A 24,840-nucleotide genomic window follows, 5' to 3' on the forward strand; every position below is an offset into this window, starting at 1 on the left:
CGACCGACGCGACACGAACGGCTCCGGCGCCCGGCGCGCTCCGGCTCGCCTCCCACCTGCGCGGCGTACCATCCGCGTCATGCACTTCCCCATCGGACTGCTCGCCATCGCGGTGGCCATCTCGATCGCCGCATGGCGCACGCGTCCGCGCTGGTGGGTCGTGACCGTCGGCGCGCTCATCGTCGTCGGGCTCGTCTGGAGCGTGCTCGGCATCCTCGGCATCACCGTCGCGTTCGGCGGCATCGTGCTCGCGACGGTCGGCTGGATCTACGTCGGGCTGTGCATCGTCACGATGCTCGCCGCGCTGCTCGTGCTCGAACGCCGCGGGCCGGGCGGCGAGGAGGCGCCGCCGCTGATCGGCGACAACCCGTTCGACGGCGACACGGACGACGCCGACGATCCGCGGCCGACGCGCGACCTGCCGTAGCCGTCGCGTCCGTCGTCACCGCACGCGCACGGCTGCGGCGGCAGCGAGCGCGCCGACGAGCGCGGCGATCGCGAGCGCCACGAGCGTCCCCGGCTCGACCGTCTGGCCGACCCACGTCGCCTGCAGGCCCTGCAGCATCGCGCCGAAGGGCAGCGCGTCGCCGACGAGCCGCAGCCCCTCCGGATAGGCGTCGTTCGGGCCGAGCATGCCGCCCAGCGCGCCGAGGCCGAGGAAGGCGACGAGCCCGAGCGCGACGGCGGCGTTCGGCGACGGCGCGAGCGCGGCGACCAGCATCCCCACCGCGTACATCGCCACGACGCCGAGCGCCCCGACCCCGAGCGCCGCCCACGGTCGATCCGGCAGGCGCGCGCCGAACGCGACCACGGCGACGGCGAGCATGAGCCCGACGCCGAGCAGCAGCTGCGCCGCGCTCACGACGACCTGGGCGGCGAGCACCTGCACGGGCCGGATGGGCGTCGTCGCGAGCGTGCGGAGCACGCCGGTGCGCCGGTAGGTCGCGAGGAAGCTCGGCATGTTCACGATCGCGATCATCGCGGCGACCATCGCGATCGTCGACGGCACCGTGTACGCCTCGAGGATCGTGTACCCGGAGGCGCTCGCGACCTGCGACGTCGTCGGCTGCACCGCGCTGACCACGAGCAGCAGCATGGGGAGGGCGAGCGGCACGACGAGGCCGGAGACGTCGCGCATCGTCATGCGGGCCTCGGCGACCACGACGGCTCCCATCGCGCGGGCGCTCATGCCGCGTCCTCCGTCTCGACGTCGACGCCGGCGAGGTGCAGCATCGCGTCGCCGAGCGTCGCGATCGACGCATCCCGCTCGGCTGCGTGCGCGACGACCTCGTCGACGGCGCCCTCTGCCACGACGCGACCCTCGCGCAGCACCACGACGCGGTCGCACAGCCGCTCGACTTCGTCCATGGCGTGGCTGACGAGCAGGATGCTCGCGCCCTCGTCGCGCAGGCGCTCGACGAGCGCCCAGATGCTGCGGCGGGCCGCGGGATCGAGGCCGGTGCTCAGCTCGTCGAGCACGAGGATGCTCGGGCGTCCCACGAGCGCCATCGCGAGCGCGAGCCGCTGGTGCTCGCCGCCGGAGAGCGACTCGACCCGCGTGCCGGATCGTCGCTCGAGCCCGACGCTCGCGACGAGGTCGTCGACGCGCCAGGGATGCGAGTGGGCGGCCGCGACCATGCGCAGCACCTCGCGCACCGTGAGCGCGGGGTGCAGCACGGCGTCCTGCAGCTGCACCCCGAGGATGCGTCGCATGCGGGCGCCGTCGGCGCGCGGATCGAGGCCGTCGACGCGCACCGTGCCCGCCTGCGGGCGGTCGAGGCCGGCGATGGCGGCCACGAGCGTCGACTTGCCGGCGCCGTTGGCCCCGAGCAGGCCGACGATCTCGCCGTGGCGCACGACGAGGTCGACGCCGTCGAGGGCGAGGGTGGTGCCGCGTCTGCGCACGAGGTCGCGGACGTCGATGGCGGGATGCGTCCGGGGCGTGTCGTCCATGCGCTCGACGCTATGGATCGGGATGCGCGCCGCGCGCGTGCCGCCGGCCACGATCGCGATCCATGACGAACGGCACGGGCGGACCCCCAGGACGCGCGCCTAGCCTGGCGACATGGACGGGCGACGGGCGGCGCGGCTCGTCGACGCCGTGCCCGTCGCGGTCTCCGCGATCGTCGGCGGACTCGTCGTCGCGACCGCGCTCGGTGGCGCAGGCGGCCTTCTCGTGCCGCTCTCCGCATGGGCCGTGATCCTCGCGGCCTTCCTCGCCGCGCTCGCGAGCGTCTCGATCGCCGTCGAGCGCGTGCCCGAGGCGGCGGTGCATCCGCTGCTCGCCGTGGCGGTCGCGGGCGGCATCGCCCTCGTCGTGCTCGCGCCCGGCGCCTCGTGGATCATGATCGTGCTCGTCTTCACGGCGCTCGTCTCGGCGTACCTCGGCCCGCTGTGGTTGCCGGTCGTCGTCGTGCTGGCGAACTGCGGTGGCGTCGTCGCGGCGTCGCTCCTGCAGGGCGCGTCGCCCGCAGCGCTCGCGCTCACGACCGGCATCTACGTCGTGCTGCAGGCGATGGCCGTCGTCTTCGTGCGCATCTTCGTGCGCGAGACGGAGCTCCGGCAGGAGCTCGAGCTGACGACGGTGCGCCTGCGCGCGGCGCAGGCCATGCTGGCCGAGTCGTCGCGCGCCGACGAGCGCGTGCGCATCGCACGAGAGCTGCACGACGTGCTCGGCCACCAGCTCACGGTGCTCGCGCTCGACCTCGAGGCGGCGTCGCACCTGACGACGGGCGACGCGCGCGAGCAGGTCGTGCGCGCCCGCGACGTCGCGAAGGGGATGCTCGGCGAGGTGCGCGCGACCGTCTCCGCGCTGCGCGCGCCGCGCGGCGACCTCGCCGCGTCGCTGCGCGCGATCGCCGACGACGTCGCGAGCATCGACCTCGAGGTGCGCGTCGCCGACGACGTCGCCGCCGTCGCCCCCGCGCAGGCCGAGGCGATCCTGCGCGGCGCGCAGGAGCTCGTCACGAACGCGCTGCGGCACGCGCGGGCCACGCACCTGCTGCTCGAGGTGCGTCGCGAGGACGGGCTGCTCGTGCTCGACGCGCACGACGACGGCGTGGGCGCCGCCGTCGTGCGACCGGGCAACGGCCTCACGGGCGTGCGCGAGCGCGTCGAGGCGCTCGGCGGCACCCTGACGATCGATGGCGGGCGCGGGTTCCGCGTGACCGCGCGGGTGCCGGCGTGACGGCAGCGGCCGTGCGCGTCGTCGTCGTCGACGACCAGACCCTCGTGCGCCAGGGCATCCGCACGCTCCTCGCGCTCGTGCCGGGCGTCGAGGTCGTGGGCGAGGCCGCCGACGGCGCGGAGGGTGCGGCGCTCGTGGCCGAGGCGGCCCCCGACGTCGTGCTGCTGGACCTGCGGATGCCGCGCGTCGACGGGATCGGGATGCTCGAGGCCCTCCGCGCGGCGGGCGACGGCACCCCGTGCCTCGTGCTCACGACCTTCGACGACGACGACCTGCTGGTGCGCGCGCTCAGGGCCGGCGCGCGCGGCTACCTGCTGAAGGACGTGTCGCTCGAGACGCTCGAGGCGGCGATCCGCGCGCTCGCGGCAGGCGGCACGTACCTGCACCCCGCCGTGACGGAGACGCTGCTCCGTGCGACGGCGCCCGAGCAGGATGCGGCGCGCGTGCGCGCCGCGCAGCTCACGCCGCGCGAGCGAGAGGTGCTGCGCCTCATGGCCGCCGGGCTCACGAACCGCGAGATCGCCGCCTCCCTCGTGCTGGCCGAGGGCACCGTGAAGAACCACGTCTCGGCCGTGCTCGCGAAGCTCGGCACCGCCGACCGCACGAACGCGGTGCTGCGAGCGCTGCGCGAGCGGCTCATCGACGCGGGCTGACCGCTCCCGGTCAGCGCGCGCGAGCCACGCGGCCCTCGTCCCACACCGGCGCATCCGCCTCGACGACCTCGCCGTCCTCCTGGAACACGAGGAAGCGGTCGAAGGTGCGGGCGAACCATCGGTCGTGGGTCACCGCGAGCACCGTGCCCTCGAAGCTGCCGAGGGCCTCCTCGAGCGACTCCGCGGAGACGAGGTCGAGGTTGTCCGTCGGCTCGTCGAGCAGCAGGAGCGTCACGCCCGCGAGCTCGAGCAGCAGGATGCGGAAGCGCGCTCGCTGCCCGCCCGAGAGCTCGTCGTAGCGTCGCTCGGAGGCGTGGGCGAGGCCGTAGCGGTCGAGCGCGGCGCTCGCGGGCTCGCGCGGCATCCCCTGCCGTTCGTCGTCCCCGCGATGGAGGATCTCGAGCAGCGTGCGCCCCTCGAGCCCCGCCACGGCGTGGCTCTGCGCGAACCAGCCGGGCACGACGCGCGCACCGAGCACGGCGCGACCTCGGTGCTCGACGCGGGCGATCGTCGCGCCGACGCTCGTGACGTGGCCGAGCGACGGATCCGGGTCGGTGCCGCCGTGGGCGAGCAGGCGCAGGAAGTGGCTCTTCCCGGAGCCGTTGGCGCCGAGCACCGCGACGCGATCGCCGAACCAGACCTCGAGGTCGAACGGTCGCATGAGGCCCGTGAGCTCGAGGCCCGTGCACACGACGGCGCGCTTGCCGGTGCGCGCGCCGCGCAGCCGCATCGACAGCTCCTGCGACGGCGGCCGGGCCTCCGGCGGCCCTGCGGCCTCGAAGCGCTCCAGCCGCGTGACCGCCGCGCGGTAGCGCGAGGCCATGTCGTCGCTGCTGGCGGCCTGCGCCCGCAGCGTCGTGACGAGACGACGCAGCTGCGCGTGCTGCTCGTCCCAGCGGCGCCGCAGCTCGTCGAGCCGCTCGAAGCGCGCCTCGCGCGCCTCGTGGTACGTCGCGAACCCGCCGCCGTGCACCCACGCCGAGGAGCCGGCGGGGCTCGCCTCGAGCGTGACGACGCGGTCGGCCGCGTTCGCGAGCAGCTGGCGGTCGTGCGAGACGAGCAGCACGGTCTTCGGCGTCTGCCGCAGCCGCTCCTCGAGCCAGCGCTTGCCGGGTACGTCGAGCGCGTTGTCGGGCTCGTCGAGCAGCAGCACCTCCTCGGGCCCGCGCAGCAGCGCCTCGAGCGCGAGCCGCTTCTGCTCGCCGCCCGAGCAGGTGGCGAGCGTCCGCCAGCGGGCGCGCTCGAACGGCAGCCCGAGCGCCGCCATCGTGCAGCGGTCCCACACGACCTCGTGCTCGTACCCGCCCGCCTCCGCGTAGTCGGCGATCGCGATGGCGTACGCGAGCTGCGCCGCGGTGTCGTCGCGCTCGAGCATCGCGGCCTCGGCACGCTGCAGCGCGAGCGCGGCGGACCGGATGCGCTCGGGCGCGACGGCGATCAGCAGATCCTCCACCGTCGCGTCCTCGCGGTCGGCGACGCCGATCGTCTGATCCATGACCCCGAGGCCGCCCTGCACCTGCACGCTGCCCGCGTGCGGCGCGAGGGCGCCGCGCACGATGCGAAGCAGCGTCGACTTGCCTGCGCCGTTGGCGCCGACGAGGGCGGTCGTGCGGCCCTCGGGCACGCGGAATCCGACGTCCGTCAGCAGCGGTCGGCCGTCCGGCAGCGCGTACGAGACGCCGCCGACGTCGATGAAGCCCATGATGCGTCCTGGATCTGCGGGTCGGGCCGGGCCCGGCTGCTCGCGATGGGCAGCCGACCAGGCTACGGCATCGGCGACGCCGCGCGCACCGCAGGGGCCTCGCGCCGCGTCAGGAGCCGGCGCCGAGCGAGGCGCCGGGCACCGCGTCGTACGTGAGCCAGCGCGTCCGGGTCGCGACGCGGTCGTACAGCCGCTGCGCGACGACGTTGTCGTCGGCGGTGATCCAGCGCACGACCGAGGCGCCCTCGAGCGCGGCGACGCCGCCGAGATGGGCGATGAGCGCGCGCCCCACGCCCGCGCCGCGCACGGACGCGTCGGCGTAGAGGTCGTCGAGCCAGACGCCGGTCGTGCCGGTCGACGGGCGCGCGAACGCTCGATGGTGCGCGATGCCGACGACCGTGCCGTCGACCTCCGCGACGAGTCCGCGGACCTCGTGCGCCGCATCCATGAGCCACGACCAGACGCGCTCGACGACCGCGTCGTCCGGCTCGAGCCGGTAGAAGTCGCGGTACGCGCGGAAGAGCGTCGCCCACCGCTCCTGGTCGTCGACGCGCACAGGACGGACGGAGACGGCGGGTCGGGTCGCATCGGTCATGCCCCGATGGTGCCAGCACCCCGGACGAGGCCCGGCGTCCACCCCCTGTCGAGCGGTCCCGCGCCGTGCGACGCTGACCGCCCGTATCGTCAGGAGCAGCCCGTGTTCGCACTCGAGGAGCGCGTGGACGTCGCACGCGACCCGCACGACGTGTTCGCCTTCCTCACGAGCCCCGAGCATCGGCCCGAGTGGGATCGCTCCGTCGTGTCGGAGACCCTCGTCTCGCCCGCCCCCGTGAAGGTCGGCAGCACCGTGCGCACGCGGATGCGCGTCATGGGCAGGGACGTCGCGTTCGAGTGGCGCGTCACCGAGCTCGACCCGCCGCACGCCATGGGCGCGCGCAGCGTTTCCGGCACGATGCCCACGACCCTGCGCTTCGCGTTCGAGGCGACGGATGCGGGATGCCGCGTGATCGCACGCATCCATGCCGAGCCGGGCGGCATGCTGCGCATGGTCGAGCCCGTCGTCGCCGAGGCGGCGCCCTCGACCCTCGCCGCGGGCCTCGCGCGGGCGCGGATCCTGCTGGAGACCGGGCCCTGAGCGCACAGGCGACGCCGGAGACCCTTCGCTAGCATCCCCACGACGGAAGGCGATGCCATGACCGATCCCGAGATCCCGGCGGAGATGCCGCCCGTGACGCCCGAGTTCCAAGCCGACCTCGACATGTACACGAAGGGGCAGCTCGACGAGGAGCAGCTCGTCGAGCGCTACATGGAGCGCCTCGGCTACGGCGACCTGTGGCGCCAGCAGCAACGCCTCGCGCCGGGCGAGCTGCCCGAGTAGCGCCGCTCAGCGCACCTCGGTCGCCGGGATGCCACGACGCCTCGCGGCGTCGAGCAGCGCGGCGCTCGCCTGCGCGTGCTCGTCGGGCGAGACGCCCGGCACGTGCACGGCCGTGAATCCGCGGCCGTGCAGGATGCCCTGCGGGGCGCGCAGCTCCTTCGCGCTCGGCCTGCGCGCGAGGACTGCCTTCGCATCGCGCACGCCGACGACGACGACGCAGCGTCCGTCGCCGGCGCCGAGGATTCGATCGAACGTCGACACCGTGCGGATGCGCATCGTGACGAATCGCGCCGCGACGGCCGCGATCTCCTCCCACGGGATGCGCCCGACGCCGCCGAGCAGCACGCCGCCGTCCTCGATCGCGAGCGCGATGCCGTCGTCGGCCGCCGCCCAGCGACGTCGCGCCGTCACGCCGGCGATCGCGCAGAGCGCGGCGAGCCCGCCGACCAGGATGCACCCCACCACGCCGAGCAGCACGTTCCCGTCGGTCACGGCGAGCCACAGCACGAGGCCGAGGCCGGCGAGCGACAGCACCGTCAGCACGACCGAGCCGACGATGGAGCGGACGATCTGGATCCGCCGATGGCGCACGATCATCCCGGCACCCTATGGACGCGTGCTCGACGCGGCCTGGGCGCGAGAGGATGGAGGCGATGCACATCGCCTATCCGGACGACCTGCCGGTCTCCGCGCGCCGCGACGAGATCGCGGCCGCCATCCAGGAGCACCAGGTCGTCATCGTCGCCGGCGAGACCGGCTCGGGCAAGTCGACGCAGCTGCCGAAGATCTGCCTCGAGCTCGGCCGCACGGCGATCGCGCACACGCAGCCGCGGCGCATCGCCGCGCGCACGATCGCCGAGCGCGTCGCCGAGGAGCTGCAGGTCGAGCTCGGCGCCGAGGTCGGCTACCAGGTGCGGTTCAGCGACAAGGCGTCGGCCGCGACGATGCTCACCGTCATGACGGACGGCGTGCTGCTGAACCGCATCCATCGCGATCCGGACCTCGCGCAGTACGACACGATCGTCATCGACGAGGCGCACGAGCGCTCGCTCACGATCGACTTCCTCATCGGCTACCTGCAGCGCCTCCTCCCCCGCCGCCCCGACCTGCGCGTCATCGTCACGTCGGCGACCATCGACCCCGAGTCGTTCTCGCGGCACTTCGGCGGCGCGCCGATCATCGAGGTCTCCGGGCGCACGTACGGCGTCGACGTGCGCTACCGGCCGCTGACGCGCGAGGCGATGACGGACGACGACGGCGACGACGACGCGCACGACGACGTCGACCCGATCGACGGCATCCACGACGCCATCCAGGAGATCTGGCGCGACGACGCCGGCGACGTGCTCGTCTTCCTCTCCGGCGAGGCGGAGATCCGGGATGCGCAGGACGCCCTCGCAGGCAGGCTCGGCGCGGGCGTGGAGCTGCTCCCCCTCTACGGGCGGCTGTCGGCCGCCGAGCAGCACCGCGTCTTCGAGCGCCGCCCGGCGGGCGTGCAGCGGCGCGTCGTGCTCGCGACGAACGTCGCCGAGACGAGCCTCACGGTGCCCGGCATCCGCCACGTCGTCGACACCGGCACCGCGCGCATCTCGCGCTACTCCACGCGCGCGAAGGTGCAGCGGCTGCCGATCGAGGCGATCAGCCAGGCGTCGGCGAACCAGCGATCCGGCCGCGCGGGCCGCGTCGCGCCCGGCATCGCCATCCGGCTCTACGCCGAGGAGGACTTCGCGAGACGGCCGGCGTTCACGGATCCGGAGATCCTGCGCACGAACCTCGCCTCCGTCATCCTGCAGGCGGCGACGCTCGGCCTCGGCCCCCTCGAGGACTTCCCCTTCTTGCAGCCGCCCGAGCGGCGTGCGATCGCCGACGGCACCGACCTGCTGCGCGAGCTGCGGGCCATCGAGCGCTCCGGCGCCGTCACGCGCGTCGGGCGCGGCATCGCCAGGCTCCCCGTCGACCCGCGCTTCGCGCGCATGGTGCTCGCGGGCGTCGATGCCGGGGTCGCCGACGCCGTCATCCCCATCGTCGCCGCCCTGTCGATCCAGGATCCGCGCGAGCGGCCGCTCGAGCATCGTGCGCGCGCCGACCAGCTGCACGCGCGCTTCGCCGATCCCACGAGCGACTTCGTCTCGCTGCTGAACCTGTGGCGCTACCTGCGCGAGCAGCAGCGCCAGCGGTCGGGCAACCAGTTCCGGCGCATGTGCCGCGACGAGCACCTGAACTTCCTGCGGGTACGCGAGTGGCAGGACGTCGTCCGCCAGCTCGAGCGCTCGCTGCCGAAGGATGCGCAGCCGCCGCGCGGTCGTGGGCGGGAGACGAGCGCCGAGCCGTTCTCGACGAGCGCGAGCGAGATCCACAAGGCGCTGCTCGCCGGCCTGCTCAGCCAGATCGGTGTGCGGGACGCCGAGCGGCGCGACTTCCTCGGCGGTCGCGGCGTGCGCTTCCACATCCACCCCTCGTCGACGCTCGGGCGGAAGCAGCCGCAGGCGGTGATGGCCGCGGAGCTCGTGGAGACCTCGCGGCTGTTCGCGCGCGTCGTCGCGGGCATCGACCCCGCGTGGGCCGAGCCGCTCGCGGGCGACCTCGCGAAGCGGCAATGGTTCGAGCCGCGCTGGTCGAAGCGCGCCGGCGCCGCGATCGCCACCGAGCGCGTCACGCTCTACGGCGTGCCGATCGTGCCGCAGCGACGCATCCAGCTCTCGCGCGTCGACCCCGTGCTCGCGCGCGACCTGCTCATCCGCCACGGGCTCGTGGCCGGCGAGTGGCAGGTGCGCGAGCGCTTCCTCGACGCCAACCGCGCGCTCATCGCCGAGATCGAGCGGCTCGAGGAGCGCCAGCGGCGCCGCGACCTCCTGCTCGACGACGAGCGCATCGTCGAGCTGTACGACGCCCGCATCCCCATGCACGTCACCGACGCGCGCGGCTTCCAGCGCTGGTGGCGGGATGCGAAGGCCGAGACGCCGGATCTGCTCACGTTCACGCGCGACGACCTCCTGGGCCGCGAGGACGGCCCCGACGAGGACGCCTACCCGACGACGTGGCGGCAGGGCGACCAGACGCTCCGTCTGACGTACCGGTTCGAGCCCGGTGCCGACGACGACGGGCTCACGGTGCACGTGCCGATCGCGCTGCTGCCGAGGCTGAGCCCTGCGGGCTTCGACTGGCTCGTGCCCGGGATGCGCGAGGAGCTGCTCACGGCGATGATCAAGGCGCTGCCGAAGCACGTGCGGCGGCACGTCGTGCCCGCTGCCGACTGGGCGCGGTCGATGCTCGCCGACCTGCCCGCCGAGCCGACGGACGCGCCGCTCGCGCAGGTGCTCGCCGACCGCATCCGCAGCGTCGCCCACACGCCGGCCGACGCGTCCGACGTCGACTGGAGCCGCGTGCCCGGCCACCTGCTGCCGCGGTTCGTCGTCGAGGGCGCGAAGGGCGCGGTCGTCGGCGCCGGCCGCGACCTGGCCGCGCTGCAGGCGCGCCTCGCCCAGCGCGCGACGGTCGAGGTCGCCGCTGCCGTGTCCCACGACCTCGAGCGGCAGGGCGTCGACGGCTTCCAGGCGGACCTGCCCCGCTTCGTCGACGTGCGGCAGGGGCAGGGCACCGTGCGCGCCTACCCCGGGCACCGGCTCGCGAAGGGCGGCCGCGTCGACGTCGCGCTCTTCTCGACCGAGGCCGAGCGCGACGCGGCCGAGCACGCGGCGGTGCGCCGGATGCTCGCCGACGCGGTGCAGTCGCCGCAGTCGTACGTGCAGGCGAACCTCTCGAATGCGGAGCGGCTCGCGCTCGGCGCCTCTCCCTACCCGTCGACCGCGCGACTGTTCGACGACGTGCTGCTCGCGATCGTCGACGAGGAGCTCGGGCTCGGCGGGCCGGTGCGCTCGGCGCAGGACTTCGCGCGCATCCGCACCGCCGTCTCGCTCGGCCTCGTGGAGCGCATGTTCGACGTCACCGCGCGCGTCGCCGCCGTGCTCACGGCGGCACGGGCCGCGGACGCGGCGATCCGCGAGACGTCGTCGATGGCGTACATGGCGCAGCTCGCCGACGCACGTGCGACGCTGGACGGGCTCGCGCACGACGGCTTCGTCGTGGCCGCGGGCGTCGCGCGCCTCGCGCGCCTGCCCGTGTACGTGAAGGCGGTCGAGCACCGCGTGCGGCGGCTGCCCGAGGCGGCGCACCGCGACGTGCAGTGGATGGCGGAGGTGTCGGAGGCCGTGGCCGCGCTGCGCGCCGCGGGCGGGTCGATCCCGCTGCCCTCGACCGCCGCGCCGCACCTCGTCGAGGCGCGGTGGATGATCGAGGAGCTGCGCGTGAGCCTCTTCGCGCAGACCCTCGGCGCGCGCGGCCCCATCTCGGTGCAGCGCATCCGGCGCGTGCTGCAGGGCTGAGCGCGTCGCGACGTCGAGATCCTCGGCTCGGTGCGAGGCCGCATCCGGCCGGCGGCCCGCCCTCAGTGCGCGCGAGGACGGCGCGGGGCGATGCCCGACGCGATGAGCGGGGCGACGCGCGACCAGCCGGCCGCATCGACGATCGGTGCGCGGGCGCCGGGCGCGAGAGCGTCGGACGCGCCGAGGATGCGCGTCGCGCCGGGCGCCTCGGACCACGGCTGCCAGCCCGGATCGCCGTGCTCGGCGAACCGTGCCATCGCACCGTGGACGACGTCGGCAAGGGCCTGCGGTGCGTCGGCGCCCACGAGCCGATCGGCGTGGTCGTCGCCGAGCGCGTCGAACGCGAAGGGCACGTCGACGCAGTGCACGGCGCCGCCGCGCGTCGGTGACGCCCAGTCGAAGCGGTACGTCCACGTCGCCGCGGTCGGCCCCGCCGGCGGCGGCTCCGCGACGCCGGCGCGCACGGCCGCGTCGGGATGCTCGAGGCGCCGCCGCTCCTGCGCGTGCGGATGCGCGGCGCGCTCGCGCGCGGATGCCGCCCCCACGATCGTGCCGCCGAAGACGAGATCCGACAGGTAGCGGGCGGCGAGCCCGCCCGCGCCCTCGTCGGCCGCATCGCTATTCGCGGCGACGTACGCGCGCCGCGTGGCGCGGTCGACGTGCGCGGCACCGAGCGTCACGGCGGGCGGGATCGCGCGCAGCGCGACGCGCAGCCACCGCGGCGCGAGCGCGTCGGTGAGCAGCAGCTCGTCGTGCATGCCGCCGACGACGAGCGGCACCGTGCGGCCCGCTCCTGCCGCGAGCGCATCCAGCGTCGGCTGCTCGAGGAGGTCGCCGTCGACGACGGGGCCGAGTGCGAGCAGCTCGTCGGCGAGCCGGTAGAGGCCGCGGCCCGCGCCGCGTCGCGCGCCCGGCTGCGCTCGCAGCACGTCGCGCTCGCCGGCTCGACGCAGCACCTCGAGCGTCGGCACGCCGCCGTGCGCGCCGATGCCGAGCCGATCGCCCAGCCGCGCCGCGAGGGCGCGCGCCGTCTGCTCGGGCACGTCGGCGAGCGCCGGGGACGCCGCCCACGCCCGCGCGAGCAGCCCGGCGGCGGCGCGCATCCCGAGCAGCGTCAGCACGGCACCGCCGCCGGCCGACTGCCCGGCCACCGTCACGTGATCGGGATCGCCGCCGAACGCCGCGACGTGCCGCTGCACCCACTCGAGCGCGCATAGCCAGTCGCGCACGCCGCGGTTCTGCGGCGCGCCCTCGATCCACCCGAAGCCGTCGAAGCCGAGCCGGTACGAGACGAGCACCGTGACGACGCCGTCGCGCGCGAAGGCGCCGTTGCCGTACCAGGGGCTCGCGGGCGAGCCGGTCGTGTAGCCGCCGCCGTGGATCCACACGAGCACCGGCAGGCGGGCGGCAGGGCTCGGGTCGGGCGTCAGCACCGTGACGTTCAGGATCTCGTCGCCGGGCACGCTCGGCTCGGGGATGAGCGCCCGCGGATCGCCGACGCGCTGCGGCGTCGGGCCGGGTTCGCGGACGTCGCGGACGCCGTCCCACGGGGCGATCGGCACCGGCGCCGCGAAGCGCAGGTCGCCGACGGGCGCCTCGGCGTACGGGATGCCGCGGAAGGCGGCGACGGTGGCGCGCGGGCGGCCGAGCGCCAGGCTCGTCGGCGAGCCGACCGGCTCCCACCGGCCGCGGACCCGCCCGGAGGGCGTGGGGACGACGACGTCGACGCCTTCGTCGGCGCCGGCTCGCTCGGCTACGCCCCGGTCGTGAGCGCCGCGGCCCTCTTCGTCGGTACCGCGAGCGCTGCCCGCATCCGCACCCATCCGCTCCCCGCTCACTCGCTCGACGCTACGCATCCCTCCTCTGTCGGGCCTGTGGTGGCGGTGATTGGGCAGTAGTGGTTCGTCACGCGGCGTGTCGCGAGCTACTACTGCCCAATCGAGCGGCACAAGTGGCCAATCATCGAGCGAGCGCCGCGGGTAGGTTGGGACGCGTGAGCGCCGTCATCGTCGACGTCCTGCGCACCGCATCGGGCAGAGGCAAGCCCGGCGGTGCGCTGTCCGCCTGGCATCCCGCCGCGCTGCTCGGCACCGTGATCGCCGAGCTCGTCGACCGGGCGGGCATCGACCCCGCGCTCGTCGACGACGTCGTCGCCGGCTGCGTGAGCCAGGTCGGCCAGCAGACGCAGAACGTCGCCCGCACAGCCGCGCTCGCCGCCGGCCTGCCGGTGACGGTGCCGGGCACGACGGTCGATCGCCAGTGCGGCTCGAGCCAGCAGGCCATCCACTTCGCCCACGCCGCCGTCGCCGCGGGCCTCGCCGAGTGCGTCGTCGCCTGCGGCGTCGAGCTCATGTCGACGCATCCCATCGGGTCGGCCGCGCTGGATCGCGACCCCATCCCCGCGCAGGTGCACGGCCGCTTCCCCGCGCTCACCCACCAGGGCGTCGCCGCCGAGCTCGTCGCGACGCGGTTCGGCATCGGCCGCGAGGCGCAGGATGCGTACGCCGCGCGCAGCCATGCGCGCGCCGCCGCGGTGACGTGGGGCGACGAGATCCTGCCCGTCGCCGGCATCGCAGGCACGCACGCGACCGACGAGACCATCCGCCCGGCGACGACCGTCGACGGCCTCGCGGGGCTGCAGCCCGCCTTCCGCACCGACGCGCTCGCCGCCCGGCACCCTGGCATGGCCTGGACGGTGACGGCGGGCAACGCCTCGCCCCTCACCGACGGCGCCTCCGCGGTGCTCGTGACGAGCGAGGCGTTCGCCGAGCGCCACGGGCTGCGGCCGCGCGTGCGCATCGTCGACTCCGTCGTCGTCGGCTCCGACCCGGTCGAGATGCTCTCGGGCGTCATCCCGGCGACCCAGCGCATCCTCGAGCGCAACCGGATGCGCATCGACGACGTCGACCTCGTCGAGGTCAACGAGGCGTTCGCCTCGATCCCGCTCGCGTGGCTCGCCGCCATCGGCGGCGACGGCGACCGCCTCAACGCCCGCGGCGGCGCCATCGCCCTCGGCCACGCGCTGGGCTCGAGCGGCACGCGCATCATGACGACGCTCGTGCACGGGCTCGAGCGCTCGCGCGGCCGCCTGGGCCTGCAGACGATGTGCGAGGGCGGCGGCATGGCCAACGCGACCCTCGTCGAGCGGCTCTGACCCCGACCAGGCACCACCCACCGCCCACGAGGAGGACCCATGGACATCGCAGGCACCAGCGCGCTCGTCACCGGCGGCGCGAGCGGACTCGGCGCCGCGACCGCCGCGATGCTGCGGGATGCGGGCGCGGCCGTCGTCGTCGCGGACATGCGCGCGGGCGACGACGAGCGCATCCACTACGTCGAGGCCGACGTCACCGACGAGCAGCAGGTGCAGTCCGCGATCGACGCCGCGAGCGAGGCGGGTCCGCTGCGCATCGTCGTGCAGTGCGCGGGCATCGCGACCGCCGAGCGCGCCGTCGGCAAGGAGGGGCCGCTGCCGCTCGAGCGCTTCAGCCGCGTCGTCGCCGTGAACCTCGTCGGCACCTTCAACGTCGCGCGGCTCGCCGCGTCGCGCATGCAGGAGCTCGAGCCGGTCGGCGAGGAGCGCGGCGTGCTCGTGCACACCGCATCCGTCGCGGCGTTCGACGGGCAGATCGGACAGGCGGCGTACTCGGCGTCGAAGGGCGGCGTCGCCGCCATGACGCTGCCGCTCGCGCGCGAGCTCGCCCGCACGCGCATCCGCGTCATGACGATCGCGCCCGGCATCTTCCGCACGCCGATGATGGCGGGGCTGCCGGAGGCTGCGCAGGCCTCCCTCGCGGAGCAGGTGCCGCATCCCTCGCGACTCGGCGACCCCGCCGAGTACGCGGCGCTCGTGCGCCACGTCGTCGAGAACCCGATGCTCAACGGCGAGACGATCCGCCTCGACGGGGCGATCCGCATGGCGCCGCGCTGACCCTCACCCGACTGGCCACGAAGGGCGACCATCGGCCACGAAGGGTCGCCCTTCGTGGCCACCGATTGACCGTCGGTGGCCAGTCCCGGATGCTGGCCGCCTGCGACGACCACTGCACCCAGCGGACGGACAGCCGCGAGATAGGATCGCGGGCATGCGCGCGTACGGGGAGGTCCTGCAGGCTCCCGGCGTCGCACGCATCATGGCCGCGCAGCTCGTCGCCCGCTTCCCGCAAGGCATGTACTCGCTCGGCCTGCTGCTGCACGTCGAGCGCACCTTCGACTCCTACGCCGCAGCGGGCCTCGTGCTCGCCGCGCTCTCGATCGGCCAGGGCGTCGCCGGTCCGCTCACGACACGATGGATGAGCCGGTTCGGCACGCGCCCCGTGCTGCTCGTGACGCTCACCGTCGCCGCCGCGAGCATCCTCGCCATCGCGCTGCTGCCGCTCGGGCTGCTGGCGATGACGGCGGTCGGCGCGGTCGCGGGCCTCGCGATGCCGCCCATCACCCCCGCGGTGCGGACGCTGTACCCGACGATGGTGACGCAGCGGCTCCTCACGCGGCTCTTCTCCCTCGACGCGACGCTGCAGGAGATCATCTGGGTCGTCGGCCCCGTCGCGATCACGTTCGTCTCGACGCAGATCGGCACGGTCGAGGGCCTGCTCGTCGCCGCCGCCGTGCAGCTGCTCGGCGGCCTCTGGTTCGTGCTCTCCCCCGAGGTCGGCCGCATGCGCATCCCGCCGTCGGCGAAGCGCATCGGCGGCGTGCTGCGGAAGGTGCCCGTCGTCCTCGTCGTCGTCACGGGCATGCTGCTCATCGGCGGGTTCGCGGCGTCGGAGGCGGCCGTCGTGTCCGTCTTCGGCCACGACGGCTTCGAGGCGGGCATGGTCATCGCCGCCAACGCCTTCGGCTCGCTCGTCGGCGGGCTCGCGCTCGGCGGGCTCACGATCCACCGCCGCTCGCTCGCGCTGCGCATCGCCGCATCCGCCGCGGGGTTCGGCCTGGCGTGCATCCTGCTCGACTTCTGGTGGCTCGCGCTCATGTTCTTCGTCGCGGGCATCGGCATCGCGCCGGCGCTGTCGGCGATGTCGTCGATCGTGGCCGCGACCGTGCGGTTCTCGGACACCCCTGAGGCGTACGGATGGATCGGGTCCGGTCAGCTCATCGGCGCGGCGGTGGGCTCGGCGGCCGCGGGCATCCTCATCGACTGGCAGGGCCCCATCGGCGGCTTCGCCGTCGCGTTCGTGCTCGCCGCGGCCGCTGCCCTCGTCGCATGGGTGCTGCGACATCGGCAGCCCGACCTCACGCAGGGCATCGGCGAGCCGCCCGAGACCGCGCCGGTGGAGCTGCCGCGCTGACCGCTCGGAGCCCGCGGACATCCGGCGCACGCGGCGGCGGGCGCTGCCAGGATGGGTGCATGGTCCCCCGCATCCCCCTGCTCGACGGGTCGAGCATCCCGGCGATCGGCCTGGGGCTCTACAAGGTGCCACCCGAGGAGGCCGCGCGCGTCGTCGCCGACGGGATCGCGGCGGGGTACCGGCTCGTCGACGGCGCAGCGCTCTACGGCAACGAGGCCGAGATGGGCGCCGCCGTGCGCGCGAGCGGACTGCGCGACGAGCTGCAGGTCGTCACGAAGTTCTGGGGCGACCCCGTGCAGTCGTTCGACGCCGCGCTCGCCGACTTCGCGGCCTCCGAGGCGCGCATCGGGCTCGACGTGATCGACGGCTACATGATCCACTGGCCCCGCGCGCCGCGCGGCACGTACGTCGAGACGTGGCGCGCGCTGCAGACGCTGCGCGACGAGGGCCGCGTGCGCTGGATCGGCGTGGCCAACTTCGGCATCGACGAGCTGCAGCGCCTCGCCGACGAGACCGGCGAGTGGCCGGCCGTCAACCAGGTCGAGTCGCATCCGTGGCTGCCGCAGCGTGCGCTGCGGGCGTTCCACGCCGAGCACGGCATCGTCACGCAGGCCTGGAGCCCGCTGGGTCGCGGACGCCTGCTCGCCGACCCGACGATCGTCGCGATCGCCGAGGAGATGGATGCGACGCCCGCGCAGGTCGTGCTGCGCTGGCACCTGCAGCTCGGCGGCGCAGCCGTGCCGAAGTCGCTGCGCGCGGCCCGGCTCGCCGAGAACCTCGCCGAGATCGCGCCCCTCGACGACGCCGCGATGGCCCGCATCGCCTCGCTCGAGTCCGGCGAGCGCACCGGCACCGCGCCCGAGGATCGCCCATGAGCCAGCCCGCCTCCGTCCCGACGCCCGGCGCCCCCGTGCTGCCGCACGCCGTCGCGATCGCATGGGGCGTCGCCGAGCTGCCGCAGCGCGGCCCGAAGCGCGAGCTGTCGACCGAGCGCATCGTCGAGGCCGCCATCCGCATCGCCGACGCCGACGGCCTCGAGGCCGTGAGCATGGGCAAGGTCGCGACGGCGCTCGGCTTCACGCCCATGTCGCTCTACCGCTACGTGACGGGCAAGGACGACCTGCTGCTGCTCATGGCCGACACGGCCTCCGCCATCCCGACGACGTCGACCGAGGGCGACTGGCGCACACGGCTGCGCACGTGGGCGACCGCGGTGCGCGCCGGCTATCAGCGGCATCCGTGGCTCGCGAGCATGCCGCCGTCGGCGACGCCCACGACGCCGAACCGCCTCGCGATCCTCGACGGCGCGCTCGGCGCGATGCGCGAGCTGCACCTGCCGGACGAGTCGAAGGTCTCGATCGCGCTGCTGCTCATGGGCTACATCGGCCTCTTCGGCGAGGCCGGCCACGAGACGCGGATCGACGACGGCATGCGCACGGCGCTGCGCGAGCTCGTCACCGACGAGCGCTTCCCGCACCTCGCGGGCGCCGTTCGCGACGGCATCCTCGACGAGCCCCTCGCGAGCACCGACCGCGCCTTCTTCTTCGGCCTCAACCGGCTGCTCGACGGCCTGCAGGCGTGGATCGACCGCGGCGGGCACGACGACGCGGCCATCGATCGCATCCCCGCAGCCGCCACCTCGGATCGCAAGGTCAAGGAGGCGATGCAGGACGTGGCGCGAGCGGAGGCGCGGCTCGCCGAGGCTCGACGCGAGGCGCAGAAGGTGGCCGAGCGGGCGATCGAGCGCGAGGCCGCTGCCGAGGAGAAGGCGCGCGAACGCGAGGCCAGGGCGCAGGAGAAGGCCGAGGCGAAGGCGCGCAAGCGCTCCTGACGCACCGCTCGGACGTGCGAGAGGCGGCTGCGGTTGGGCTGCGCACGCCCACTGCATCGCCCTACCGTGCGAGGATGCGCCTCCTCGCTCCCCTCGCCGCCGTCGCGGCGCTCCTCCTGGCCGGCTGCGCGGCTCCGCTCGGCGGCGCGAGCGCCGAGTCGGCGCCGCAGCCCGCGCCCGCCCAGCCCGCTCCCGACGTCGCGGGCGGCGACGGCCAGGGCGCGTCGCAGCCCTCGGCCGCGCACGCCGACGAGGCCGTGATCGTCACCGGCTGGGTCCAGCTCGTCGCCGAGGCGCCCGCCGAGGCCGCGGATGCCGCGGCCGCGCTCGCCGAGGACGCGGGCGGGTCCGTCTCGTCCCGGTCCGAGTCGGCGGGCTCCGGCGACGTGCCCGAGCGAGCGGAGCTCACGCTGCGCGTGCCCGCCGACGCCGTCGACGCGCTGCTCGACGACCTGCGCGACGTCGGCGACGTGCGCGACGTCGACGTCACGAGCGTCGACGTGAGCCAGGAGGTCCTCGACCTCGACGTGCGGGTCGCGTCGGCGCGCGCCTCGGTCGATCGGCTGACGGCGCTGCTCGCGACCGCCGCCGACACCGCGACGCTGCTCGAGATCGAGGGACAGCTCACGACGCGCACGAGCGAGCTCGAGTCGCTCCTCGCGCAGCAGTCGGCGCTCGCCGACCAGGTGGCGCTGTCGACGATCACCGTCTCGATCGCATCCGTCGCGGTCGCGCCCGAGGAGCCGCCCGCCACGTTCGTCGACGGCCTCCTCACCGGTTGGTCGGCGCTCGCCGCCACCGCCTCCGGTGCCGCCGTCGTCGCAGGCGCCGCGCTGCCGTGGATCGTCGCCCTCGCCATCCCCGTCGCCGTCGTCGTGCTCGTCGTGCGTGCACGGCGCCGCACGTCGGCGCCGTCCCCCAGCGCGCCTCCGCCCGGGGACGACGCGGCGCGCCTAGCATGACGGCGTGCGGCGTGCGACCAGGTGGATGACGCTCGCGACGGCTGCGCTCGTCGCAGCCCTCGTCGTGCCCGCGACCGCGACGCCCGCGCCGGCCGCGCCGCCCGTCGCGACGGCCGACGTCGAGGCGACGCAGCGCCTGCAGCTCGAGGTGCTCGACGAGATCGCGCGCTGGGATGCGCTCCAGCCCGTCTCGGCGCTCGGCTCGACCGCCATCGTGCCGGAGACCGGCGAGGTCACGGTGGGCTGGGTCGGCGACGTGCCCGCCGAGGTGCGCGACCTCGCGGCGGCTCCCGGCGTCGCCGTGGCGTTCGTCGCCGAGGAGCGCAGCGCGCAGGAGCTCGCGTCGGGCCTCCTCGACGCAGCGGCATCGCTGCCGAACGATGCGCCCGTGACGTTCGAGGTCGACGGCGAGGAGGTCACGGTCGCCGTCCCGACGCCGGAGGCCGCCGCCGCCGCCGGCGTGGAGGCGCTGCCGCTCGACGCCGCGGGCGTCGCCGCGATCGAGGACGCCGTCGCTCAGGCGACGGGCGGCGCGTCCGTGGAGGTCGAGGCGGTCGACGAGGTGCCCGACACGACCGCGCGACGCGGCGACGTGCAGGACCTGCTGGGCGGCTCGACGTATGCGACGCGCCTGCCCTCCGGCGCCAACCAGTGGTGCACGAGCGGCTTCCAGGCCGTCTCCGGGCACTTCCAGCACTTCGTCACCGCGGCGCACTGCAGCAACTGGGCCGACGGCCTCGCCGCGCTCGCGTCGGGCGGCCAGACGCTCGGCGTCACCACGGGGGCGAGCACGCTCGTGCGCGGCGCCGACTCCTACGACCTCCAGCTCGTGCGGCTCGGCCTCGACGTGCGCAACCGTCCCGACATCTACACGAGCGACTCCACCTCGCTGCGGGTGAGCGGCTGGCTGCGGTCGCTGCCCGCCGGCACCTACCTGTGCAAGTCGGGCACGACCTCCGGCAACGTCTGCAACCTGCAGGTCACGGGCCCCGGCGTCGCCTGCTACGGCCTCGCCGGCGGTGGAGCGCAGTGCGTCGACATCGTGCGCGTCACGTCCACGAGCGGCACGGCCTTCTGCCTGGGCGACTCCGGCGGCCCCGTCTACACGTGGGGCGACGGCGGCACGGTGCTCGCCGCCGGCGTCGTGAGCGGCGTGCGCCTCGCCGCAGCGGGCGACCGGTGCTCGACCCTCGGGTACCTCGCACCCATCGCCGACCTCATGCGCGTGCTGCCCGGGGTGCAGCTGCGGGCCGTGACGGTCTGACGCGCCGCGCGCATCCCCTTGCCGCACCGCGTGCGGCTCGCAAGGGTGGAGACATGCCTCTCGACCCGGATGCCGTGCTCGCCGCGATCGCCGACTGGGCGCCCGGACGCCGGTGGTATCCCCTCAAGGGCTCGGATGCCGCGCTGACGCTCGAGGCGCTGCTGCCCGTCGAGGACGAGGTCGCGATCGTGCTCGTGCGCGCCGGCGACGCGACGCTGCAGGTGCCCGTCGCGCTGCGGGACGAGCCGGGCGACGCCCCGATCGGGGTCGTCGACGGGCGCTGGCTCGTGGACGCGACGCACGACGCGGCGGCGCTGCAGGCGATGCTGCGCCCGTCGGACGCCCTCGCCGTCGACGGCCGGGTGCCGCCCGTCGACGCCGTGCGCGTCATCACGTCCGAGCAGTCGAACACCTCGGTGATCGGCACGGCCGAGCCGCCGTGGATCGCGAAGGTCTTCCGCGTCGTCGACGACGGCGAGCACCCCGACGTCGCGGTCACGGGAGCCCTCACGCGCGCGGGCTGCGACCGCGTGCCCGCGCTGCTCGCCGCGTCGCGCGCCACGTGGAGCGCAGGCGGCGTCACCCGCTCCGCCGGCCTCGCCGCGGTGTCCGAGTTCGTCGCGGGCGCCGACGACGCGTGGACCCTCGTGCGCGACGATGCCGTGCGCGCGCTGCGCGGCGAGGCGCGCGACGACCTCGCGATCGAGGACCTCGGCCGCGCGGTCGCGCAGGTCCACGTCGCGCTCGCGGAGACGCTCGGCGCGCGCGGCGCGGACCAGGCGGCGTCGGATGCGTTCGTCGAGACGCTGCGGTCCCGCGTGCGGTGGGCGCGAGAGCAGTCGCGCGGCGCCCTCGCGCACCTCGACGACGCCATCGACGCGCACGTCGGCACGTTCGACGCGCTGCGCGTCGGCCTCGTGCAGCGCATCCACGGCGACCTGCACCTCGGGCAGGTGCTGCGCCAGCACGGACGCGGCTACCTGCTGCTCGACTTCGAGGGCGAGCCGCTGCGACCGCTCGCCGAGCGTCTGCTGCCCGAGCCGACCGAGCGGGACGTCGCCGGGATGCTCCGCTCCTTCGACTACGCGGCGGGAGCGGCCGCGATCGAGGTCGGCGTCGACGTCGCGAGCGCCGCGGCATGGACGGCGAGCACGGAGGCCGCGTTCCTCGCCGGCTACCGCACGGTGCGCGGCGAGGGCGACCCCGCGCTCATCCGCGCGCTCCTCGTCGACAAGGCGCTCTACGAGGTCGTCTACGAGGTGCGCAGCCGACCCGACTGGGTGCCGATCCCACGCTCGGCGCTCGAGCGGCTGCTCGCGTGATCGCGAGCGACGCGCAGCGTCAGCGAGCCTCGTAGGCCTCGACGACGTTCGCGGGGATGCGTCCGCGAGTGGCGACCTGGTAGCCGTTCGCGGCCGCCCACTCGCGGATCGCCTGGACGTCCTTCGACGCGCGGGACGAGCCGGAGCGTCGCGACGACGAGCGCGTGCTCGAGGAGCTCGAGACGCGACGCGACGCCGCGATCCACGGCTCGAGCGCAGCGCGCAGCTCGTCGGCGTGCTCGTGCGTGAGGTCGATCTCGTACTGGGCACCGTCGAGCGAGAAGGCGACCGTGCGCCCCGCGCCGTCCGCCAGCCGCTCCCCGGAGATGTCGTCGACGATCTCGACGATGGTCTGCTTCGCCATGCTGGGAATGGTAATGCATTCGACACGGAATGCGAATTCCATTCGCAATTGCGCGCGCATTCCGACATTCTCGAATGCAGGACGCGGCCACGATGCGCACGCGCTGAGGGGGTGCCCGCCGGTCGCATCGGGCACCCGGGATCGCAGCGGCTGTCGGAGCGTTCGATGAGCACGGCTCGAACGCTCGGAAGGGCGCGCGGGGTACGGCGTCCCCTTTCCATCCCATCGTTCTGAGACGCGCACACCGACGGAATCGACAGGTTCGTACCCTCCCGCCGTCGTCGGCCCGCCCGGCTGCGATGGTTGCCGCGTTCGCTGCGGACTGAGCAAGGCTCACGGAGCCCCTCAGTCCGCATTACCGGATGCGAAGGGGGCTTCGCCGTGCAGGACGTGACGGATGCGCGGGCTCGGGTGCGACTCGAGCCGGGCGCCGAGGTGCGCATCGCGAGCGATCGACTGCCGTGGCGCTCGCCCATCGCGACGACGACCGGGCTGCGGAGCCTCGACGCCGCGCACGCCTCGGATCGCGCGGTCTGGCTCCGCCGATGGCGCGCCGCGGGGCGCGAGCCGTTCGCGCACCCGGCGTTCGGCGAGCTGTTCGCCGAGCCCGGCGACCACGTCGTCGCCCTCACGACCGACGCGGGCGTGCTCATGCCGCTCCGCCTCCGCGCCATCCCCGGCGCGATGGGGATGCTCGACGCGACGGGTCCGTACGGCTACGGCGGTGCGTACCGGCCGGCGCACGCCGCGGGACGCCAGCCCGAGCTGTGGTCGGCGGTCGCGAGCTGGGCGCGCAGGCACCAGGTCGTGACCGCCTTCTCGCGCATGCACCCGTTCGACGACGAGGTCGTGCAGCCGCCGTCGTCGTGCCTCGTCGACCGCAGCGTCACGGTCGTGCGCACGGTGCTCGCCGACGACGAGGCCGTGCTCGCCGACGCGGACCGCAAGGTCCGCAAGAACGTGCGCCGCGCGATCGACGACGGCATCGAGGTGCGGGTCACGTCGTCGCTCGACGACGCCGACGCGTTCGCGCGCATCTACGCCGCGACGATGGAGCGCCGCGGCGCCGACGCCCGCTACCGCTTCGAGTCCGCGTTCTTCGACCGGCTGCATCGCGAGCTGGCCGGCAGCTTCGTGTACGCGACGGCGACGCAAGGGGGCCGCGTCGTCTCGAGCGAGCTCGTGCTGCACTCCGAGCGCCACGCGTACTCGTTCCTCGGCGGCACCGACGAGCGCGCCTTCGCGAGCCGGCCGAACGAGCTGCTGAAGCTCGCCGTCGTGCGCTGGTGCCGCGAGCAGGGCATCGCCGACTACGTGCTCGGCGGCGGCGCGACGCCGGGCGACGGGATCGAGCGCTACAAGCGCGCCTTCGCGCCGACGGGGGCGCGCCCCTTCCGCACCCTCGAGCTCGTGCTCGACCCCGAGGAGGAGTCGCGGCTGTCGCAGGGCTGCGCGACGGCGTCGTTCCCCGCCTATCGCGGCGAGACGGGCGCGGGCGTCGTGACGACGGGGCGCCGAGCATGACGCGCGCGACGCGCGTGCGCCGCATCGTCGCGCTCGCAGCGGCGGGCGTGGTCATCGCGGTCGTCGCGACGCTCGGCACCGTCGCCGCGCGCATCGACGCGGCGGTCGACGGCGTCGAGCGGGTGCCCGACGCGTTCCCCGCCGAGGCCGATCGCCCGGCGCCGCATCCGACGGGCGCCCCCGCACCCCGGAACTACCTGCTGCTGGGCAGCGACGCTCGCGGCGAGGGCGGCTCGCTGCTGACGAGCCTCGGCGATCGCGCCGACGCGATCCTGCTCGTCCACGTGCCTGCGGATCGTCGCTCGGTGCAGGTCATCTCCATCATGCGCGACCTGTGGGTCACGATCCCCGGGCACGGCGAGGCGAAGATCAACGCCGCGCTCGCGTACGGCGGGGTGCCGCTCATGGTGCAGGTCGTCGAGTCGCTCGTCGGGCAGCGGATCGACGACGTCGCGATCGTCGACTTCGCCGGGTTCGGCGCGATCACCGACGCCGTCGGCGGCGTCACGGTGCAGAACGAGGTCGCGTTCTCGGTCGACGACATGCAGTTCGCGCAGGGAGCCATCCGCCTCACGGGCGCGGACGCGCTCGCCTACGTGCGCGATCGGTACTCGTTCCCCGACGGCGACTACCAGCGCGTGCGCAACCAGCAGGCGTACCTCCGCGGCCTCCTCGACGCCGTGCTGCAGCCATCGGTGCTCGCGAATCCCTTCGCGATCGCGGACCTCGCGGATGCGGTCGCCGGCCACGTCGCCGCGACCGACGGCCTCACGACCGACGCGCTCGTCGGGCTCGCCGGCGAGCTCGCGGCGCAGGGCACGCCCGAGGTCGGCACCTTCACGCTGCCGACCGACGGCACGGCCATGATCGGCGACCAGTCGGTCGTGCTGCTCGACGCGGCCGGGCTCGCGGTCGTGCAGGCAGCGCTCCAGCAGCCGTCCATGACGGGCTTCGCGCCTCCGGCGGAGCGGTGAGGGAGGGCG

Annotated in this window: 23 protein-coding genes; 16 read left to right on the forward strand and 7 right to left on the reverse strand. The window is 74.9% G+C overall.

Annotated elements, in window-relative coordinates:
• Positions 1-79 precede the first annotated feature (79 nt).
• Positions 80-427 (forward strand): hypothetical protein, encoded by a 348-nt coding sequence (locus tag C1N71_RS10715; protein WP_137756390.1) that lies wholly within the window; start codon positions 80-82, stop codon positions 425-427.
• Between the two features lie 15 nt (positions 428-442).
• Here the strand turns inward: C1N71_RS10715 and C1N71_RS10720 are convergent, their stop codons facing one another.
• A complete protein-coding gene (locus C1N71_RS10720; RefSeq protein ID WP_137756391.1) occupies positions 443-1,189 on the reverse strand; it encodes an ABC transporter permease in 747 nt (248 codons plus the stop codon).
• Positions 1,186-1,953 (reverse strand): ABC transporter ATP-binding protein, encoded by a 768-nt coding sequence (locus tag C1N71_RS10725; protein WP_137756392.1) that lies wholly within the window; start codon positions 1,951-1,953, stop codon positions 1,186-1,188. The genes C1N71_RS10720 and C1N71_RS10725 overlap by 4 nt, the downstream gene beginning before the upstream one ends.
• A 112-nt stretch (positions 1,954-2,065) precedes the next feature.
• Between C1N71_RS10725 and C1N71_RS10730 the strand changes: the two genes are divergently transcribed.
• Together C1N71_RS10730 and C1N71_RS10735 are read left to right on the forward strand one after the other, a co-directional pair.
• On the forward strand, positions 2,066-3,187 hold the full coding sequence (locus C1N71_RS10730; protein WP_137756393.1) for a sensor histidine kinase: 1,122 nt from the start codon (positions 2,066-2,068) through the stop codon (positions 3,185-3,187).
• On the forward strand, positions 3,184-3,840 hold the full coding sequence (locus tag C1N71_RS10735) for a response regulator (protein WP_217495988.1): 657 nt from the start codon (positions 3,184-3,186) through the stop codon (positions 3,838-3,840). Before C1N71_RS10730 ends, C1N71_RS10735 begins: the two co-directional genes overlap by 4 nt.
• 10 nt (positions 3,841-3,850) lie before the next feature.
• Here the strand turns inward: C1N71_RS10735 and C1N71_RS10740 are convergent, their stop codons facing one another.
• Together C1N71_RS10740 and C1N71_RS10745 are read right to left on the reverse strand one after the other, a co-directional pair.
• Positions 3,851-5,542, reverse strand: a complete 1,692-nt coding sequence (locus C1N71_RS10740) for an ABC-F family ATP-binding cassette domain-containing protein (RefSeq protein ID WP_137756394.1) — start codon at positions 5,540-5,542, stop codon at positions 3,851-3,853.
• Between the two features lie 109 nt (positions 5,543-5,651).
• Positions 5,652-6,137, reverse strand: a complete 486-nt coding sequence (locus C1N71_RS10745; protein ID WP_137756395.1) for a GNAT family N-acetyltransferase — start codon at positions 6,135-6,137, stop codon at positions 5,652-5,654.
• Between the two features lie 102 nt (positions 6,138-6,239).
• Here C1N71_RS10745 and C1N71_RS10750 point away from each other — a divergent pair, with 102 nt between their 5' ends.
• Positions 6,240-6,677 carry an SRPBCC family protein gene (locus C1N71_RS10750; RefSeq protein WP_175414189.1) on the forward strand — a complete coding sequence of 146 codons (438 nt, stop codon included), beginning with the start codon at positions 6,240-6,242 and terminating at the stop codon, positions 6,675-6,677.
• Positions 6,678-6,734: 57 nt separating this feature from the next.
• On the forward strand, positions 6,735-6,920 hold the full coding sequence (locus C1N71_RS10755; RefSeq protein ID WP_137756397.1) for a hypothetical protein: 186 nt from the start codon (positions 6,735-6,737) through the stop codon (positions 6,918-6,920).
• A 6-nt stretch (positions 6,921-6,926) separates the two neighbouring features.
• Here the strand turns inward: C1N71_RS10755 and C1N71_RS10760 are convergent, their stop codons facing one another.
• Positions 6,927-7,517 carry a hypothetical protein gene (locus C1N71_RS10760; RefSeq protein ID WP_137756398.1) on the reverse strand — a complete coding sequence of 197 codons (591 nt, stop codon included), beginning with the start codon at positions 7,515-7,517 and terminating at the stop codon, positions 6,927-6,929.
• 47 nt (positions 7,518-7,564) lie between these two features.
• On the opposite strand from C1N71_RS10760, the gene hrpA reads away from it, so the two are divergent.
• A complete protein-coding gene (gene hrpA / locus C1N71_RS10765; RefSeq protein ID WP_137756399.1) occupies positions 7,565-11,302 on the forward strand; it encodes an ATP-dependent RNA helicase HrpA in 3,738 nt (1,245 codons plus the stop codon).
• A gap of 62 nt (positions 11,303-11,364) precedes the next feature.
• On the opposite strand, the gene C1N71_RS10770 is transcribed toward hrpA, so the two are convergent.
• Entirely contained in the window at positions 11,365-13,140 is a 1,776-nt protein-coding gene (locus C1N71_RS10770; protein WP_254677984.1) for a carboxylesterase family protein, read from the reverse strand.
• A 146-nt stretch (positions 13,141-13,286) separates the two neighbouring features.
• Between C1N71_RS10770 and C1N71_RS10775 the strand changes: the two genes are divergently transcribed.
• The 8 genes from C1N71_RS10775 (at position 13,287) to C1N71_RS10810 (ending at position 21,969) form a co-directional block, all read left to right on the forward strand.
• Entirely contained in the window at positions 13,287-14,456 is a 1,170-nt protein-coding gene (locus tag C1N71_RS10775) for a thiolase family protein (RefSeq protein ID WP_441297054.1), read from the forward strand.
• A gap of 39 nt (positions 14,457-14,495) precedes the next feature.
• Positions 14,496-15,233 carry an SDR family NAD(P)-dependent oxidoreductase gene (locus C1N71_RS10780; RefSeq protein ID WP_137756401.1) on the forward strand — a complete coding sequence of 246 codons (738 nt, stop codon included), beginning with the start codon at positions 14,496-14,498 and terminating at the stop codon, positions 15,231-15,233.
• A gap of 154 nt (positions 15,234-15,387) precedes the next feature.
• Positions 15,388-16,590, forward strand: coding sequence for an MFS transporter (locus C1N71_RS10785; protein ID WP_137756402.1), 1,203 nt, complete (start codon positions 15,388-15,390; stop codon positions 16,588-16,590).
• 59 nt (positions 16,591-16,649) lie between these two features.
• Positions 16,650-17,465: an aldo/keto reductase gene (locus C1N71_RS10790; protein ID WP_137756403.1), complete on the forward strand. Its 816-nt coding sequence runs from the start codon at positions 16,650-16,652 to the stop codon at positions 17,463-17,465.
• On the forward strand, positions 17,462-18,421 hold the full coding sequence (locus C1N71_RS10795) for a TetR/AcrR family transcriptional regulator (RefSeq protein ID WP_137756404.1): 960 nt from the start codon (positions 17,462-17,464) through the stop codon (positions 18,419-18,421). The genes C1N71_RS10790 and C1N71_RS10795 overlap by 4 nt, the downstream gene beginning before the upstream one ends.
• A 74-nt stretch (positions 18,422-18,495) precedes the next feature.
• Positions 18,496-19,383, forward strand: coding sequence for a DUF4349 domain-containing protein (locus tag C1N71_RS10800; RefSeq protein WP_137756405.1), 888 nt, complete (start codon positions 18,496-18,498; stop codon positions 19,381-19,383).
• Positions 19,384-19,387: 4 nt separating this feature from the next.
• The gene (locus C1N71_RS10805; protein ID WP_137756406.1) at positions 19,388-20,647 is read left to right on the forward strand and encodes a hypothetical protein; all 1,260 of its coding nucleotides are present in this window, start codon (positions 19,388-19,390) and stop codon (positions 20,645-20,647) included.
• Between the two features lie 53 nt (positions 20,648-20,700).
• Entirely contained in the window at positions 20,701-21,969 is a 1,269-nt protein-coding gene (locus C1N71_RS10810; protein ID WP_137756407.1) for a maltokinase N-terminal cap-like domain-containing protein, read from the forward strand.
• Positions 21,970-21,988: 19 nt separating this feature from the next.
• Here the strand turns inward: C1N71_RS10810 and C1N71_RS10815 are convergent, their stop codons facing one another.
• Positions 21,989-22,333: a histone-like nucleoid-structuring protein Lsr2 gene (locus tag C1N71_RS10815; protein WP_137756408.1), complete on the reverse strand. Its 345-nt coding sequence runs from the start codon at positions 22,331-22,333 to the stop codon at positions 21,989-21,991.
• A 381-nt stretch (positions 22,334-22,714) separates the two neighbouring features.
• Here C1N71_RS10815 and C1N71_RS10820 point away from each other — a divergent pair, with 381 nt between their 5' ends.
• Both C1N71_RS10820 and C1N71_RS10825 read left to right on the forward strand, forming a co-directional pair.
• Positions 22,715-23,857 carry a GNAT family N-acetyltransferase gene (locus tag C1N71_RS10820; RefSeq protein ID WP_137756409.1) on the forward strand — a complete coding sequence of 381 codons (1,143 nt, stop codon included), beginning with the start codon at positions 22,715-22,717 and terminating at the stop codon, positions 23,855-23,857.
• On the forward strand, positions 23,854-24,831 hold the full coding sequence (locus C1N71_RS10825) for an LCP family protein (protein ID WP_137756410.1): 978 nt from the start codon (positions 23,854-23,856) through the stop codon (positions 24,829-24,831). Before C1N71_RS10820 ends, C1N71_RS10825 begins: the two co-directional genes overlap by 4 nt.
• The last annotated feature ends 9 nt before the right edge of the window (positions 24,832-24,840 follow it).

It is taken from the genome of Agrococcus sp. SGAir0287, from assembly GCF_005484985.1.
Classification (GTDB): Bacteria; Actinomycetota; Actinomycetes; order Actinomycetales; family Microbacteriaceae; genus Agrococcus.

Excerpts from the sequence above, each read along its gene's own strand:
- C1N71_RS10730 (WP_137756393.1), top strand. The coding sequence starts at position 2,066 with ATGGACGGGCGACGGGCGGCGCGGCTCGTCGACGCCGTGCCCGTCGCG.
- C1N71_RS10745 (WP_137756395.1), bottom strand. The coding sequence starts at position 6,137 with ATGACCGATGCGACCCGACCCGCCGTCTCCGTCCGTCCTGTGCGCGTC.
- C1N71_RS10740 (WP_137756394.1), bottom strand. The coding sequence starts at position 5,542 with ATGGGCTTCATCGACGTCGGCGGCGTCTCGTACGCGCTGCCGGACGGC.
- C1N71_RS10720 (WP_137756391.1), bottom strand. The coding sequence starts at position 1,189 with ATGAGCGCCCGCGCGATGGGAGCCGTCGTGGTCGCCGAGGCCCGCATG.
- C1N71_RS10825 (WP_137756410.1), top strand. The coding sequence starts at position 23,854 with ATGACGCGCGCGACGCGCGTGCGCCGCATCGTCGCGCTCGCAGCGGCG.
- C1N71_RS10795 (WP_137756404.1), top strand. The coding sequence starts at position 17,462 with ATGAGCCAGCCCGCCTCCGTCCCGACGCCCGGCGCCCCCGTGCTGCCG.
- C1N71_RS10790 (WP_137756403.1), top strand. The coding sequence starts at position 16,650 with ATGGTCCCCCGCATCCCCCTGCTCGACGGGTCGAGCATCCCGGCGATC.
- C1N71_RS10725 (WP_137756392.1), bottom strand. The coding sequence starts at position 1,953 with ATGGACGACACGCCCCGGACGCATCCCGCCATCGACGTCCGCGACCTC.
- C1N71_RS10785 (WP_137756402.1), top strand. The coding sequence starts at position 15,388 with ATGCGCGCGTACGGGGAGGTCCTGCAGGCTCCCGGCGTCGCACGCATC.
- C1N71_RS10815 (WP_137756408.1), bottom strand. The coding sequence starts at position 22,333 with ATGGCGAAGCAGACCATCGTCGAGATCGTCGACGACATCTCCGGGGAG.
- C1N71_RS10755 (WP_137756397.1), top strand. The coding sequence starts at position 6,735 with ATGACCGATCCCGAGATCCCGGCGGAGATGCCGCCCGTGACGCCCGAG.
- C1N71_RS10715 (WP_137756390.1), top strand. The coding sequence starts at position 80 with ATGCACTTCCCCATCGGACTGCTCGCCATCGCGGTGGCCATCTCGATC.
- C1N71_RS10760 (WP_137756398.1), bottom strand. The coding sequence starts at position 7,517 with ATGATCGTGCGCCATCGGCGGATCCAGATCGTCCGCTCCATCGTCGGC.
- C1N71_RS10810 (WP_137756407.1), top strand. The coding sequence starts at position 20,701 with ATGCCTCTCGACCCGGATGCCGTGCTCGCCGCGATCGCCGACTGGGCG.
- C1N71_RS10800 (WP_137756405.1), top strand. The coding sequence starts at position 18,496 with ATGCGCCTCCTCGCTCCCCTCGCCGCCGTCGCGGCGCTCCTCCTGGCC.
- C1N71_RS10780 (WP_137756401.1), top strand. The coding sequence starts at position 14,496 with ATGGACATCGCAGGCACCAGCGCGCTCGTCACCGGCGGCGCGAGCGGA.
- hrpA (WP_137756399.1), top strand. The coding sequence starts at position 7,565 with ATGGAGGCGATGCACATCGCCTATCCGGACGACCTGCCGGTCTCCGCG.